Genomic DNA, 16,478 nt, shown 5'->3' on the forward strand with positions numbered 1-16,478 from the left:
TAGACCACCCTTGTTGTCCATGGCAGGGTAATCCCCTTTTTCTATTTTTTAATTTTATTAAAACATGAAGTTCAAATATAAAAAAATAGGCGCAATGATGAGCCTATTGTTCGTGCTTTCCGCTGGAGCATTCTCTCCTATTGGCGCAAGTTTATCCCAAGCCGATGTGCCTGGACCCACTTTAACTGTTGGGCTTTCGCCAAGACCTACCAGCCAAACGGTTCCCGCGGGAGAAATGGATATTCAATCTGTTGATTTTAGTTTTCGTTCAACAAGAGGGCCCATAACCATGACAGACCTTGTTTTAACCGGACATCTCGATGGCGACAATGATGGCACCTATGATTCTGATGGAACCGGTTCGGATGCAGGGGTAAATATTGAGGACGTTGTAACCTCGATTTCCCTTTATTCTCCGCGCTCACGAACCATGATCTCCGGTGCGGAAACTTTCTCTTCCTCGGGTACTGTGACCTTTTCAGGTTTGGATTGGACTATTCCGACGGGTGGAATAAGTCGCCTGGATATTCTTGTTAATACTTCTGCCTCCCTTGCGAATGACGTCTCCTTTTCCATTGATATTGCGGATCTCAGCGCTGATGTCGTTGCCGAAGATGCCGATGGGAATACGCGGATTGCTCGCGGAACCGATGCACCCAATGGAGGAACCAGCCCTGTGGTTGCGGTGACGGTTGAACCTGACATCACTGACGCAGTTATAATTGCTTTCGCTGGCCCTTCAAGTTCCGATGTTGCCATCGACTCTTCTGATTTTTCTATTCTTGAATTTTATATTTGTTCCGAGACTAATGTGGAAGTCCAACAATTGACTTTTGATTTTGTGGGATCCAGCGGGATCCTTCTCAACAGCACGCATACCGCCGCCAATTTCTTAGATCTTAAATTGGTGGATATGGATACTGGTGACGTACTGAGCGGACCTCAAGATATTAGTTTATCCGGGAGTGACACTGAACAAACTTTCAACTTTAGTGATGCATTTACTATTGATGCCGAAACCTGTCGACATCTTGCCCTTACCCTGGATGTTGCGGATGAATCTTCTCTTGTCGGAGAACAAATTTTTGCCACATTAAAACCCGTGAGTGTTACCGAAGGAATTTGGTCTTTGGAGCATGAGGCTTATGTTACTCATATCACTCCATCTGTCTCCATTGTTGGAAATATCATGACGCTTTACGAATAGAAGATTTTATTTAACATCCTAAAAAGAGGGCCTTAAAAAGGTCCTCTTTTTAATACAAATTTCATGTTTCTGCTCAACAATTTCATGTATTGATACAAAATCATGAAAAAAACTTATGACAAGCGTTTTTTGTTGTAAAAATTTTTAACAAATAAGTAATTTAAAAGGTTAGAACAGGTCCGTTTTTTCGTTAAAAACGATAACACCTTTTTATAGATTTATGATCTTCTCTTGTTCGCGCTTTAATTATCCATAAAAATGCATTTGTTCGAACTTTTTTAAACGGACAAAACATGCCCGATCTTCACCCCACATGCCCATGGACCGGATTGCCTTTTACCGTAACTGAAGAAGACCAACAGTTTTATAAAAATCTCGATCTTCCGCCCCCGATCCTTTGCCCGGAAGAAAGACAACGCCGCAGACTCGCTTTTCGAAATGAACGAACGCTTTATCAACGCACGTGCAGTTCTTGTAAAAAGCCACTGGTTTCCATTTACCCGAGTGACGCGCCTTGTCCTGTTTTTTGCCATGATTGTTGGTGGAGCGACGACTGGGATCCGTTGGCTTTTGGAATGGAAATGGATTTTGATCGACCTTTTTTTGAACAATTCGGAGAATTGTTGCGAAAAGTTCCTCAAATCGCCCTCAACAATGCGAGCAGTGAAAACTCGGAATTCACCAATCAATCGTCCCATAACAAAAATTGCTATTTGGCGATTGTGGCTAATCACAGCGAAGATTGTTTTTACGGCACATGGTTTCAGTATTGTAAAAACTGCATGGATTGTTTGTATTTAGAAAAAGGCGAAAGGTGTTACGAGGTCATCAATGCCAAAAACTGCAACCACTGCTCCTTTTCTCAAAACATCGAAAACTGCTCTGATTGTTTGTTTTGCAAAGATTGCATCGGGTGTCATAACTGTTGGGGGTGCGTCAATTTGCGCAATAAAGAATTCCATATTTTAAATAAAAAATATTCCCAAGAAGAATATTTGAAGAAAATCAAAGAATTCGATCTTGGAAAGCATTCGATTTTATCTCAACTCAAAAAGTCTTTCTTGAAATTCACGCAAACCTTTCCCCATAAATTTTACATTGGGAAAAACAATGAAAATTTTTCTGGAGATTTTCTTCTCAATAATAAAAATGCGTTTGAAAGTTTTGGATGTCGGCACAATGAATCCATTAAATTTTGCTACGACTCATGGAGTAATCAAAATTGTTACGATCTTACGGAAACCATCGGAAATCGTTTTTGCCTGGAAATTGAAGGGAGCGACGACAATGTTGAAAGCGCTTATTGCACCAAAATTTATGCGACGAATCGAGCTTTTTATTGTTCGCACTGCCGCTTTGATAAAAATATTTTTGGCTGTGTGGCGCTTCGAAAAAAGAATCATTGTATTTTAAACAAACAGTACACAGAAAAGGAATATGAAAAACTTTTGCCACGACTTATTAAACACATGCAAAAGACCGGGGAATGGGGCCAATTTTTTCCTCCTTCGATTTCCCTTTTCCCTTATAACGATACTGTGGCGCAGGATTATTATCCGCTCTCAAAATCAGAAGCCTTGCAACGCGATGTTCGTTGGTCGGATTATAAAACTCCGATTCCACAGGTTCAAAAAATCATTCCGGCTCATAAATTGCCGGATTCTATCAAGGATATCCCGGATGACATTTTGAATTGGGCGATCGAATGCGAAGTCAGCAAAAAACCGTTTAAAATTGTTCGAGCTGAACTTGAATTTTATCGAAAAGAGAACCTTCCCATTCCGCGAAAGCATCCCGATATCCGCCATCAAGAAAGAATCGGCTGGCGAAACCCTAGAAAACTGTGGGATCGAACATGCCAAACGTGCGAAAAAGCCCTTCAAACCACGTTTTCCCCGGATCGTTTGGAAAAAGTGGTTTGCGAAGAATGCTATCTTAAAGCCGTGGATTAAAATCACCTCCCCAACAACTTTGCAATCTGAAAATCGCGCAAAAGTGTGGTGGCCCAACGGGAACCATCGAGCGTTTCTTCGTATGTGATGCCCGAGATTTCGTCAACCTCAGGAAAAGTTCCGTACGAATTCAAATCCGGGGCGGCAAATTCTTTTTTAAATACGGTATTGAGATCTCCTGGCTGCTTGATCACATGCAATCGGTATTCGGCGAGAGAATTGAAGTCGAGCGTAAACGGGAGCATGTAGGTCAAAGTGATCGTCTCGCTTTCTCCGGGGGAGAGGTCCCATTTAAAGTAAAAATAATCCAGGCCCAAGTCGAGATCGGTGTGTGTTTCAATGGCTGTGGTCTCAATGCCGTGAGCAGAGACAATCGCGCTTTCGTGTGGTACATACACGCGCATGGCCGAACGATTCGTGCCGCGTCCCAGCATGTCGATCATCTCCGGGCTCACGTCTGTAAAACCAAAACTCGCCAACAAATTTCGTAACATCATCTCATCCGTATCGGTCCACGTGTGCGTGCGAGTGATTTCAATTTCATCGTAAACCAATCCGTCCTGTTCGATTTGTGTGCGATGCGTAATGGATTGCTCAAGATAGGGGTCGGTCTTATTCCCGCCAATGGACGTGTGAACCACGAGCGTGTAATCCTCTTTCGGGACCACGGGATCGATTTTTCCCAAAAGCCCCAATTCCTCAAATAAATCTTGGGCTCCCGGTTCATCCGAATAAATGGAAAAATGCTTAGCCAATGCCATCTCCTCCGAAAGCTGAAGCAAATCTTCCCAGGGTTGCAATTCGCGACACCGCGTTTGAACGGCCTCAACAAATTCGCCAAGCACCAATTTAGGGGTTTTTATTCCTGTTAATTTGGATTCCACCATATAGGAAAGTACGGTTGAAAAATTATCGGCGCTGAGCGCGATGGGCAAACTTTCCAATTTGATCGGTCCTGTGATTTGCAATAATCGACTCACAAAAGTCAGGTCCACGGTCATGACATAATCCACGCCACGGCCCCCTTCCTCCTCCAAAAACCATGCGCTCTTGGCGGATGAAACCGTGAGATCCGGCGAATAATTCGAATCTCGGAAACGCCAATTGTTCGTCAAATCCGCGATCTCGCCGGGAGGAGCGATGGGCTCGTAATACTGCCCGTCCAATTCATACACATCATTGAATGTCATGTTTTCCAAATACCCGTCGTTTACGTCCAGTAAAACATAGCTTCCGATGAATCCGCCTCCGGGCCGCGCCTCATTGTTGTTTTCCAAAAGCACGAGATAAGTGGCGGGGTGCTCGTCGCCTAAAAGATTGAGGAGTTCGGGGAAAAAAGTATCGAATTGGGTGAGCACATGGGTGAGTTCTTGAAGTTTGGCTGAAGAATCTCGAACTTGAGTTGAAACATCGGAAGGAAGCAAGGTTGTGTCCACGAAAGCCATGCGTTCTTGAGCGGAAAGCGCGGATTCCAGCGCAGATTTAAAATTTTTCTCATACGCATTTTTTAAACTCTCGGTGAGCGAAGGGCTCACGGAATCTGATTTTTCAGTGAGAAAACCCCCGCTCAATGTTTTCATCTCATCCACAAATGCCATGAACAATTCTCCGGCTTTTGAAATTTCCTGCCCTGCGGTGAGCACATTCGTTACGCCGGCGGAAAGTTCTCCCCCATTGCCTCCGCTGTTTGCATCTTCGGATAAAAACCACAAATAATCCTTGGCCGTCTGAAATTGCGTTTGCGCAAGAGTGAAATTATTGCGCGAAAGATCACTGCTTAAAATCGAATTCACACCCGAATAGGCGGCTGTGGCCACATTTTCTTCCAATTGCAGGCCCTTGTAATACACATTTACGCTGTTCAAAATCACGACCACCCCCAAGCCCAAGGCAATCATACGCAAGGCCTCACCCAAACGGCTCGGTACGCGAATCGCCGGGTCCTCAATCTCTTCATAAAATTGTTTATCGGTTACAGAGGGATGACCCGCTTTTTTTTGCGAAGGATTTTTGGAATGAATGTCGTTGAAAACTCGCATAAATAGAATTTTATTCCAGTGAAATTGGAGTCACAAAATGCACGGTGCCGAACCCGTCATCAAATCCATTGAAGGAAGATACGATTTGAGAATTTTGGTTTTGCATAGCCCAGATTTGATCTCCGGAAGAAAGAAGTTTTTCCACATTGAGATAAGTGGCGGTTTCCACATAAGACGTTTGGTTCCCGGTTGCGGTTTGAATCACGGCTCGCAATGCCTCATCCGTAGTGGCGACAAAAAGAAGGTCGTCATACACCACAAAGGCGCAGAGTAATCCTCCGTTTTCTTTAAAAATTTGTGTGTAAAAAATATCGTCTTCTTCGGCTTGGTGTGAAGTTAAGGCGGACACGGAAAGCGTAGAAGTTTCCTTGTTGATTTCGAGATAACCGCGAGTGAGTAATTTCTCGAAAAGAGTGGTGACCAAACCGCGTGCGCCACGTTCATCGTTGTCGATTTCCAAGGCGAGGATGTACGCGGGCGTGGACTCTGTACACACTTGCTCGGTGTCGGTTTCAGGGTTGAAGGTACAAACGGGGTCGGGCTGAAAGAAACCTAATGCGGATTCTCTACCGAATAATGTTAAAAAATCCGGGGCATCGGTATTTTGTTCCCGAGCATCGCGAGCGATTTCTTCGCCAAACCAAAGTGTTATTTTTTCATTCATCCACTGCTCCAAAGCCGAGCCACTCACCCCATCGACCGCATCGAGGACATACGCGAGTTGGTGCACGAAGCCGGGGCCACTTCCTCCTGCGACATTTTGCCCTCCAAAGAGTTGAGTGATTGTGTCCGGGAAATAGTTAAGCAAATTTCCTTTGTATTTTTTATCGTTGTGAAAAAAGGATTCAGTGCCATCTCCAATGAGAGTTTTGTCACCCACCCAATAGGTTTGAATGCGGGTTGAAGTGCTGTCAGGATCGACTACCGCGCCCATGGCCGGAAATAAGGCGAAACTGTGGCTGAGCGCCTGCAAGCTAATCGCTGCCTTGGGGAAAGTCGCTCCCAGAGTTTCGATATCCAGATTCCAACCCCACTTGAGCCATGTTTCAAGTTCTGAAGGTTTTGCATAAAAGAAAACCGCGGAATTATAAGGCAAACTCGGCCGTAATTTCATAAAATTTTCATCTTTTTTTAATGAAGGTTCTTCGTTGTTGAACACGGCTTCAATTTTATCGAGCAATAATGTTCCTCCTCCAGTTACGAGATAATCACCGATAAATCTGTAGGGCATCGACTCTTCTTGATTTTCGAGGCCCAAGGTTTGGAGGGCCATTGTTTCATCTTCAATTTCGTAAAACATCAATTTTTCGATAAAACTCCCACCAAAATCTCCAGGCATCCCCCAAATCGCACCTTCATTGTTGTAAATCCATGCCATACCCACGCGATCTCCCAAACCGGTTTCAACAAATTCGGTCCGAGCATTGATTGTTGGTTCTTCGGTCACGCTGGCCGGAGGAGGGCCGTCCGGATAAATTGGGAAAATATCCACGGAAACGGGCTCGGGTTCCACGATCAATCCTGAAAAAGGCAGATTTCCCCACCAACTTGGCGTTTCGCCTGTGCTCATCATGGTCTCATATTGTTGAGTCGAAATTTCCACATACGCGATCGTGCTGTCCGCAGGCAAAAGCTCGGACAAATCTTGAGGGGCTTCGATTTTATACGCCAACAGATAGGCTCCCCAGGCTAAAATCACTAAAATCGCGACCAAAATCCCGCCGCGCACCCATTTGCTTTTCATCAAAAATTCATGCCAGCGCCTCAAGAACGCCGGGGACTCAAAATAAACATCCTCCACCGGATTCCGCTTGAGTCGTTTAAAAACTTTTTTTAATTTTTCAAGGAGGATCATGAGAAAAAGGGCGAGTGAATAAAGATGCTTTCACTCTACCAAAAGAACAGGTTTAAGGAAATTAAAAATCAACCCACAATTTTAAGGTAACATTTTTGGCAATACACGAGCTTGGAACTTTCGGGGCGATGCGGGCTTAAAATGATTTCGTTACATTTGAAACAAGGCCGTCCCCACAATTCATGCGGATTTTTTAAGCTGAGTCTTTTTTGATGGCGACACGAGGGGCACGCGGTCGGCGTCGGCACATTTAATTTTTGATAAAACTCTTGTTCTTGCGGGATGATTTTGTAAAATTTTCCACAGGATTTGCATGCATTTGAATTCGGGTCCGCGGCGCTGTTTTTAGCATTCGTTTGCGAAGTGAAAAGCTCTATTTTGGGCAAAGGATAATAATCCTGCGCCACGGTTTCGCCATACTCAAACGGGGATAACGTATCGGGAAAAAACTCGCCCCACTCTCCTGTTTTTTGCATGTGTTCCGCGATTTTCAACGCCAATTTCTCGTACTCCTCTCGAGAATATTGTTTGTTCAAAATGCAGTACTGTTTGCGCTTCAATCCCGCACATCCAAACACGTCGTGGCACCCCACCACAAAATCCGAATAATAAATATTCGAATAACCCGCGATATAAAACCCGCTTAAGATATTTTTTCCCTCAATGCACATGCCCTCGCACGTGCGCTCCACGCCTTTTTTGGACGAACCAAAAATGTCGAAGGAATCTTTGCAATTCATGGAAAAATTTGCCCATTTGCAATCCTCAAGTCGGTCGGATTCGAATGAAAAATGTGTATTTTTGGAATGTGTGAGATGGTCGCCGGAACAGTTTTCAGTATGAAGAAGTGTGCCGGCCCGGTGGATGGCGCGCGTTTGGATATTTTTTAAAAAACTCTGTTCCAGAGCATCGTAAATTTCCCGTTGTGCAAAACTCCACGCTGCTTTTTTTGCATCATATTCCTCTTTTGAATATTGCACATTGAACAAACAATATTTTTTATATTTTAAATTGAAACAACCCACGCAGTCTTGGCACGAATGACAATCAAAACAAAACGCGAGATTGGTGGAATTTTTGCACTGAATCGAGGCAAGGATGTTGTAACAACGGATGCAATCAATGGAGTCGTAACAAAGTTCGCAGTTTTTACATCCCGAACAATCCACGCAATCCTTGTCCGAATCCGCGAGGTTTGAGTAATACACATTTTCGCAGTTGCTGGCCCCAAATGTGAGATAACAATTTTTACAAAAATCGATGAAATTGCAGTAATCGCTATTTTCAGACTGCCAAATCAAGAGATTCATGCGCGGCACGTCATGAAGTAGAGTGTTGAATTGTTCAAAAAACGGGCGATTGAAATCAAAATCACGGCCATAAATCGTGGGATCCCAATCGTCGCTCCACCATTCTTTTTGCGAATAGACTTTGTAAGGCTTATCGGGTGAAAGATAAGAGATGAGCGGCTCGCCGGAACGCGAGGATTTGGTTTGATAAAGCGAGCGTTCATTACGAAATGTAAGACGACGCTGGTCTCGACATTGAGGGCATAAAGTGGGAGGCGGAATCACCACCTTTTTGCCATCGAATGTGGGGCTGATTTTTTCATAAAATGCCACGTCTGCGTCTGTGATTTCGAATGGTTTTGAACAATGCGAGCAGGATTTAAATGTCATAAAAATTTCATGAACAAAATATGAATTAAAATTCATCACGATCGTAAGGCGGTTTTTTAAATTTGTTTATTTTTCGACAAAAATCGCCTTCATCCAAGGTTTTTACAGATTTAAAATCGCTCTTCTTGATTCTACGCCAAAGTGGAATTCCACAAACGTTGGTATTGAATCATTTTGGCCTTTGCCACTTCCGGGGCCTCGGTTTTCACCATTTTAATTTTTCCTTCCGCATCTTTATAAAAGGAAAGATACGTGTCTCCAAACAAATAACTGAATTCAAGCGGGTATTCTCCGTTTTGGATGAATTTGGTTTCCCTTTTTTCCCCGCCATCGCGACCAGCCAATTCTTTTGAAAAAGAAGAATTGTCAAAAATAATCGCATCGGCTTGAATCCCTTTTTTCACTCGTTTCTTAATGAATTCTTTTTCAATTCCGGGGCCAAAAAATTTCATCACCGCCTCAAAAGATCCCACGCACCAAATAAAATCGTTGAGTTTGTAGGGAATATTGAGATAAAAATCCGTGAGCTCATCCTGTTCATAAATTTCCACATGCTCCGGCAAAGCAGAGAGTGTGTTGAGCTCTTTCAATTTTTGAGCCGTGCGTTGCAAGTGGCGACTGTTGCGTTCAAAGGTTTGAGCGAGTTTCCCGAGTGGGATCGGCGTGAACGTGAGCGGAGTCTTTTCTTGAGAAGGCTTGATGTAACCTTTTTCAGAAAGCGCACCCAAAATCTTGTAGGTACCGGCTGTACTGAAGCCCAATTTTGACTTGAGTGCGTTCGCATCACTCCCCGGTTTCTTCAATAAAGCGGCCATGATATCGGCTTCGCCCTCGGTAAGGCCAAGGGTTGAAAACACCTGTTTGAGATAAGCTTTAATGCGCATACTTGCATTTAATCATATTTTTAGAAAATGTCAAATTGACATTCTTTCTATTTTGGGTCAAAAATACCCCCTTGCCAATTGTTTTATTCTAAGAACTAAATTTAAAGATTATGTCGAATGAATTGCCATTTTTTTTAGACGAAACCGAGCGGTCAGAGGCCCTACCTATCTCCATCGATCCTAATGAGTTATTTAAACATATCGGTTTTGCTTATAGGTTAATACGATCCTCTCGGAGAGCTTATTGCATTCATCACGGGGATGCGTATTGGATTAGTTTTTTGGCTGAAACACTTATCCTTCACTGTATTGTAAATATAGGGACATACAATAAAAATTATTCACTCCCTACATTTATTAAGAATCGATTCCACGCTTTCTTAAATGAATGTTTCAGGACAGGACAACTCCCTCTAAATCCATTGTATGTCGAAACAATGAGAACAAGGGCTTCTCGAGATGTCGCGGGGCACGAAGAAGAATTTCTTGAGGCTCTCGCTGATGCCCCGGATCAAAACCCTGAGACTGTCATTAAAGTAACGCGAAGGGTTCGATCTAGAACCAATCATGGAAAAATGGAGAATCGTACCGATAAGTATAAAATTCTCTAAATTCGAGAGGCGCTTGAAGGACTTCGAGCCGCCAGAGTATCATCGGCTGAATCGTTAGAGGCCCCTCTAAAAAATGCCAACAGCTCAACCCCCTTGCAAGCCTTCCTTCCTGACCTTTCAAGGGGTAAAGATCATCCTGAAGATGCTATCGCCACGCAAGAAATCAGTCAGGCGATCTTTGAATTTAGGACACAATTAAGGGACGAGAGAGATCGAGCGATTTGGGATCAAAGATTACACAGTGCCACTCCCGCCTCTTTATCAGATTTAGGGAATCAATTTGGCCTTTCAAAAGAATGTATACGTCAAAGTGACAAGATGTTAAGAGAGGAATTGAAATCATTTTTATTGAAGCGTTTTGGAGGTGATGAATCCTTGATTCGTTCAACCCTAATGGCTTGGGTTAGAGAAGCTGAAGTTTTTTCTGAAGATTGAACGGATTGAATTTCAAGCGTTTTTCGCGTATAAAATACTCATGAATTCCAAACAACTTCGACGACAATTCATTGAATTCTTTAAAAAGCACGGGCATGCGGAGATTTCCGGGGCCTCGATTATTCCGGAAAATGACCCGACCGTGCTGTTTACTACCGCAGGCATGCACCCGCTCGTGCCGTACCTGCTTGGCGAGGCGCACCCGCAAGGCAAACGGCTCACGGATGTGCAAAAGTGCCTGCGCACCGATGATATCGACGAGGTCGGCGACACCACGCATCTCACGTTTTTTGAAATGTTGGGCAACTGGTCTTTGGGTGATTATTTTAAAAAAGAAGCGATTGCATGGAGTTATGAATTTTTGACGTCCCCAATAGAAAAAGGCGGAATCGGATTCGACCCCAATCGTTTGCATGTGACATGTTTTGCCGGAGATCAAGATGCGCCAAAAGATGAAGACGCGGCTCAAGCGTGGGAAGCGCTCGGATTTCGACGCTCGGATTCTGTGCCCGAAAGCGATCGATTGAAGGAGAAAAAACTCATTTATTTTTTCGGAAAAAAAGAAAATTGGTGGGGCCCGGCCGGACAAACCGGACCGTGCGGACCGGACTCGGAAATGTTTTTTGAACGCGACATTCCGGCGTGTTCGCCCGAGTGTTCGCCGGCGTGCGATTGCGGAAAATTCGTTGAAATTTGGAACGATGTTTTCATGCAATACAACAAGAATACTGAAGGAAAATTTGAACCCTTGAAACAACAAAACGTCGACACCGGTATGGGGTTGGAGCGCGCAACATTGATGTTGCAAGGCGTTGAGACGATTTTTGAAACCGACTTATTCGCGCCAATCATGGCAAAAATTGCAGAGTTTTCGAGAAAATCATTGGATACCCTTTCCGAACCTGAAAAAGTGTCTTTTCGAATTATCGCGGATCATTTGCGCGGGTCGGTTTTCTTGCTCGCAGATCCTCGGGCCGTGCGGCCTTCCAATACGGATCAGGGGTATGTGCTCCGTCGATTGATTCGACGTGCGATTCGGCACGGGATGAAGCTCGGGATTGAGGATTTCTTCACTCCCCTGTTGGCGGACACGATTATCGAGCATTATGGAGAAATTTATCCGGAATTGGTGCGTTCCAAAGATTTCATTCGCGCTCAACTGCAAAAAGAAGAATCTCAATTTAGGACCACGCTGGTTTCCGGGGAACGTGAATTTGTGAAAACCGCGGAAAAACTCAAACTCGGAGGATCAACGATTCTTTCCGGGGAGGCCGCGTTTCATTTGTATGACACGTATGGTTTTCCGCTCGAAATGACCAAGGATTTGGCCAAGGAACACGGGCTGACCGTGGATGCCGCAGCGTATGAAACCTGTTTTAAGGCGCATCAAGATAAATCGCGCTCCGGCGCTTCGCAAAAATTTGCCGGAGGCATGGCGGACGCGAGCGACCAAACCGTAAAATTGCACACTTCCACTCATTTGCTCCAATTCGTGTTGCGAGAAGTATTGGGCGATCACGTGTACCAAATGGGGTCCAACATCACGCCTGAACGGTTGCGTTTTGACTTCACGCATTCGGCCAAAATGACGCCTGAACAGGTGAAAGCCGTGGAGGCGCGAGTGAATGAATTGATCCAAAAAGATTTGCCGATTTCGTTTAAAGTGATGACTCTTGATGATGCCAAATGTTGCAAGGCGATCGGGGTTTTCCCGTCCAAATATGATGAAAAAATCAAGGTTTACTCGATTGGCGACACATCGATTGAAATTTGCGGAGGCCCGCATGTGGCTCACACGGGATTGTTGGGTACGTTTAAAATTCTCAAAGAAGAATCCTCGAGCTCCGGAGTGCGCCGGATCAAGGCGACCGTGAGTGGCGGGCCGGAAAAGGTGGAGATGGCGGGGCAAGAAGCTTAGCGGAGTGGCGGATTTTCTTTATCCCACCACCGACTCCTCTTCCAAAATTTTCATCAATCTTTTGAAGTTCTCAGGATCTTTGTTCACATGCTCCATGCCGATGAGGGAAATTTCTTGAATTCCTGAGGAAAAGAAAGCCAAAATGACTTCCATGTCCCCGGTTTTCATCAAATCTTCCACTTTTTTCTCATCAAATGTGGATTCGTAGGGTTGTAATTTTTCAATCAATCGAGGCCCAATTTGCTTGCCGATATTTTCGAGGTCTTTTGTGCTATTGATTCTAGATAAATCCACGCCTTTGATTTCTTCTTTTAAGATAGGAATGATCACGTCAAAAAATTGATTCATGGGCTCTAAGCGCGGCTCGCGTTTCACAAGATCTTTTCTGAAACTTTGAGCGCGCAATCGGTACGCAGCCACTTGTTCATCAGTAATCTCTTCCATTTTTTTATCAGGCATAGTCAATTCAGCTTTTCTCAAAATATCCCCCGCCCCGGGCATGGCTCGAAACATTTTTTCAAAACCATCACGCCCCAATCCCATTTTTTCCATTTCAGGGGTCATCTCCGGAGGAATTTTTGACATCATCATGTCCGCGAGCAAAGAATAGGTTCTGTCGTCAAGTGTGGGTTTGATTTCCCTGACCGTCACTTTAGTTTCCGTGGATTCGACGACCGGAGGTTTCGTTTCAAGTTTTTCCCCGTTATTGATGATTTTTGTCTCGTCCTTTGACGATTCTTCTTTGACTTCGGCATTGGTTGGATTTCCTTGGATTTTTTCAGTCTCTTTAATTTCGGGGGAAGTTGCCTCGGGTTTATTTTTGGCTTTTGGCTCCGGTTTTGGCGGAAATAAAAACCCTTCCATTCTCACGGTTTCGCCGTCGTCGGCCAGGACTTTCAATTTCCATCGCCCGTCCTGTTCAAAAATTTCGACATATTCCCCAGGTTCCACTTTATCCATATTGCTCGCCCCAATCGCTTTGTCTCCCTGCCGATTTTCAGAGGCGTTTTGCAAATAATTCAAACAATAAAACATCACTTGTTCCGGCGTGCGGGCACCCAACCCCTTATCCGCGAATTGTTGATTCATGGCATCCAAAATCGCCTGACTCACCGGCATGCCGTTCAATTCCGCTTCTTTCTTTTTGAGACTATAATTCAATTTCGGAGAAGCCAACCCTTCCCAAATATCCTCCTCCAAATCCGTTCGCGCCTTTTCACCCAAATCGCCCGAAAGCTCGAGTAAACTTTTATAAACCTGATCGCGCTCTTCGGGAGTGAGATTTTTGTAGCGATCCGGAGAATCCCCTTTTGGGAGAATCACTTCTTGGCCCGAGGGCATGGTTCTGTTCTCGAGAGGCATGGGAGGGGATGAGTGATGAAATTTACAAATCTTTAAATTATATCATAAAATCCCCTATATTAAAAGGTCCTGTTCTCTTGTTTGAAAATTTTTGCCGGCTATTTAGACAAAGGTTGCCTCAAAGGTATAAACACCAATATCTAATATAACTTCTAATTTTCTTTTTAAAGAATCTGCCGTAAATCCTTCTTTGGGGCTTAAGGATATCGTGTTTTCATCATTTTTTGTATTAGCACTGTTCCCAATATGTAAACACCTAAGCTCTCCAATTCTGCATTTATCCGCGGGCTTTCCTTCATATGTTATGTTGGAAAGTTCTCCTATTGTCCAATTCTCTGGAATTTCTATTCTTGGCGCTTGAGCCATTGGCACTGGATCTGGCGTAGGGGGGGGGCTTTTCTCTTCTTTTCTTTCCCTCCATTCTTCCATAGTGAATTGGTTATTTAAAAAGGAGGTTAAATTACCATAAAATTTTTAAATTTCAAACTTTTGCTCCCTCCAGATAAAACGACTCGATTTTTGTGATTTTGACGCGAACGTAAGATCCGATGAGACTTTTACAATTTTTTACGGATTTTTTAGTAAAAAACACCTCCTTAAAATGTGGCGTCCTTCCCGAATAGCGATCTCCTTTTTGCTTTTCCACCAACACCTCCACGACTTGACCAAGATAAGGTTTATTTCGCGCGGCCATCCCCTTTTTTAAAATTTCATTCAATACGGCGAAGCGACGCTTTTTCTCCTCAAACAACACATCATCCTTGAGGTGCTTTTCCGCATACGTGCCTTTGCGCGGAGAAAACATGGCTAAATACACCATGTCCCACTTCACTTTTTTGGCCAGGGTGCAGGTTTTTTTGAAATCCGCCTCAGTCTCGCCCGGAAATCCCACAATGATGTCGGTCGAAATCGCGGCATCGGGCAAATACTTGCGAATCATGTCGATCAAATTCAAATAATGCGAAGCTGTGTAGGTGCGGCGCATGGCCTTGAGCACCGCATCGCTCCCGGCCTGAACAGGCAAATGAAAATAGGGCTGAAGCGTCTTGAGCTCCTTGTGCAATCGCACCAATTCTTCGCAAAAATCATGCGGGTGCGGCGACAAAAATCGCAAACGTCGAAGTCCGTTTTTGTGAAGTTTGTCAATTTCGCGAAGCAGGGTGAGGAAAGGGCGCTCGGTTTTTTCGAGTTTTTTTACGGCGCGAGAAGAGGCCATCGCATTCTTTCCTTTTCCGAAAATCTGACTGTTGAACACCACGTTCGGAATCCCGGTGTGCTGAGGAAAATGACCGCTCAATTTATCCGCCACGCTGAGCCCGTACGAGTCCACGGTTTGACCGAGCAATACAATTTCAGTAGCTCCTTTTTTCACCGCTTCTTTGCACTCGACCAGCACTTCGTCCATGGGGCGGCTGTGCTCTCGGCGGCGGCTGAACGGCACAATGCAATACGTGCAAAATTTGTCGCACCCGGTCTGAATCGGGATCCACGCCTGCGCCGCAGACACGCGCTTGGGCGCAATGGTGAAATAATCTTTTTTGGCCGCTTCAACGCCTTTTTCAAGCTTTAATTTAAGCGAAGGTTGCGCTTCTTTTAACAACTCACCGAGTCGGGCGAGGTCATCGATGCGAAATACAAAATCGATCATCTTAATGCGGAAAAGCGGATCTCTGGGTTTTGCTTTTGAATTACGAATTCCGGACGATCGCGTCATGCACCCGGTGACACCGATGAGAAGTTTTGGATTCTTTTTTTTGAGAGCTTTGAGATCGCTCAATTTGCTATACACTCTGTCTTCGGCTTTTTTACGAATCGAGCACGTGTTGAAAAGAATCAAATCCGCTTTGTTTTCATCGATGGCCGGTTTGTATCCCAGACCTTCGAGCACGGCAGTGAGGCGCTCGGAGTCCGAGGCGTTCATTTGGCAACCGAAGGTATGGAGAAAATAAAGCATAAAGTTAAAATTTCCCTTCCACGATCCCCTTAAACATCACAAACGGAAATCGATGCAGGCGTGCACGGAGGATTTTTGTGTTTTCGCATAAATGTTTTTCCAATTCATCGAGTGCTTTCCATTCGTTTTCAATGTCGGTGCGCGATTCGAGCCAACCCATATCTTGCGCCACCGACGTCCCGGCTTTTACATTATCGAACAACTCAACCAGCGCTTCTTCGAGATCTTGCTCTTTTTCCCAAACCGTACGAAATCCTTTCGCTTGGCGCGCGGCTTCGCGTTTTTCAATCACTTTTTCAATCTGTGGCGACGGCGTTTTTTCAACCCCGAGATAACTCTCAATAAGATAAGGAACGATATCCCGGCGATGCGCCATTTTTGCAACCAATTCCTCTTCCACAATACGAATCTTTTTGGCTTGGACCAAAAGATGGTCGAGGACCCAGGCAAGACCAAGGATGATGAGAATAACCAGGGCGATGAGGAGAATGAGAAGTTTTGGCATAGAGTTAAGTTCGAAATACTAAACAAATACAAAATCAGAATATCGAAATTCAAAATAAATAAAAATACAAAATGCGG

General features: G+C 44.4%; 13 protein-coding genes. 5 read left to right on the forward strand and 8 right to left on the reverse strand.

Features of this window, described 5'->3' with window-relative positions; genetic code table 25:
- The first annotated feature begins 64 nt into the window (after positions 1–64).
- On the forward strand, positions 65–1,207 hold the full coding sequence (locus WC882_02610) for a hypothetical protein (GenBank protein ID MFA5842539.1): 1,143 nt from the start codon (positions 65–67) through the stop codon (positions 1,205–1,207).
- Positions 1,208–1,500: 293 nt separating this feature from the next.
- Complete coding sequence (locus WC882_02615; GenBank protein MFA5842540.1) at positions 1,501–3,159, forward strand: hypothetical protein; 1,659 nt, start codon at positions 1,501–1,503, stop codon at positions 3,157–3,159.
- Here the strand turns inward: WC882_02615 and WC882_02620 are convergent.
- From WC882_02620 to WC882_02635, 4 genes are all read right to left on the reverse strand, one after another.
- Entirely contained in the window at positions 3,156–5,198 is a 2,043-nt protein-coding gene (locus tag WC882_02620) for a DUF4012 domain-containing protein (GenBank protein ID MFA5842541.1), read from the reverse strand. The two genes, WC882_02615 and WC882_02620, sit on opposite strands and share 4 nt — an antisense overlap.
- 10 nt (positions 5,199–5,208) lie before the next feature.
- Positions 5,209–7,053 carry a hypothetical protein gene (locus tag WC882_02625; GenBank protein ID MFA5842542.1) on the reverse strand — a complete coding sequence of 615 codons (1,845 nt, stop codon included), beginning with the start codon at positions 7,051–7,053 and terminating at the stop codon, positions 5,209–5,211.
- Positions 7,054–7,088: 35 nt separating this feature from the next.
- On the reverse strand, positions 7,089–8,732 hold the full coding sequence (locus tag WC882_02630; GenBank protein MFA5842543.1) for a hypothetical protein: 1,644 nt from the start codon (positions 8,730–8,732) through the stop codon (positions 7,089–7,091).
- Positions 8,733–8,863: 131 nt separating this feature from the next.
- Entirely contained in the window at positions 8,864–9,616 is a 753-nt protein-coding gene (locus WC882_02635) for a helix-turn-helix domain-containing protein (protein ID MFA5842544.1), read from the reverse strand.
- Between the two features lie 437 nt (positions 9,617–10,053).
- Between WC882_02635 and WC882_02640 the strand changes: the two genes are divergently transcribed.
- From WC882_02640 to WC882_02650, 3 genes are all read left to right on the forward strand, one after another.
- Positions 10,054–10,227: a hypothetical protein gene (locus WC882_02640; GenBank protein MFA5842545.1), complete on the forward strand. Its 174-nt coding sequence runs from the start codon at positions 10,054–10,056 to the stop codon at positions 10,225–10,227.
- A 93-nt stretch (positions 10,228–10,320) separates the two neighbouring features.
- Positions 10,321–10,695 (forward strand): hypothetical protein, encoded by a 375-nt coding sequence (locus WC882_02645; GenBank protein MFA5842546.1) that lies wholly within the window; start codon positions 10,321–10,323, stop codon positions 10,693–10,695.
- A gap of 7 nt (positions 10,696–10,702) precedes the next feature.
- Positions 10,703–12,580, forward strand: a complete 1,878-nt coding sequence (locus WC882_02650) for an alanine--tRNA ligase (GenBank protein MFA5842547.1) — start codon at positions 10,703–10,705, stop codon at positions 12,578–12,580.
- Between the two features lie 18 nt (positions 12,581–12,598).
- Here WC882_02650 and WC882_02655 read toward each other — a convergent pair whose 3' ends face one another.
- The 4 genes from WC882_02655 to WC882_02670 form a co-directional block, all read right to left on the reverse strand.
- On the reverse strand, positions 12,599–13,942 hold the full coding sequence (locus WC882_02655) for a hypothetical protein (GenBank protein MFA5842548.1): 1,344 nt from the start codon (positions 13,940–13,942) through the stop codon (positions 12,599–12,601).
- 102 nt (positions 13,943–14,044) lie between these two features.
- The gene (locus tag WC882_02660; GenBank protein MFA5842549.1) at positions 14,045–14,371 is read right to left on the reverse strand and encodes a hypothetical protein; all 327 of its coding nucleotides are present in this window, start codon (positions 14,369–14,371) and stop codon (positions 14,045–14,047) included.
- Positions 14,372–14,402: 31 nt separating this feature from the next.
- Complete coding sequence (locus tag WC882_02665; protein ID MFA5842550.1) at positions 14,403–15,896, reverse strand: MiaB/RimO family radical SAM methylthiotransferase; 1,494 nt, start codon at positions 15,894–15,896, stop codon at positions 14,403–14,405.
- Positions 15,897–15,900: 4 nt separating this feature from the next.
- Positions 15,901–16,401 (reverse strand): hypothetical protein, encoded by a 501-nt coding sequence (locus tag WC882_02670; GenBank protein MFA5842551.1) that lies wholly within the window; start codon positions 16,399–16,401, stop codon positions 15,901–15,903.
- Between the last annotated feature and the right edge of the window lie 77 nt (positions 16,402–16,478).

The organism is Candidatus Gracilibacteria bacterium, assembly GCA_041658685.1.
GTDB lineage: Bacteria > Patescibacteriota > Gracilibacteria > UBA1369 > UBA12473 > JBAZZS01.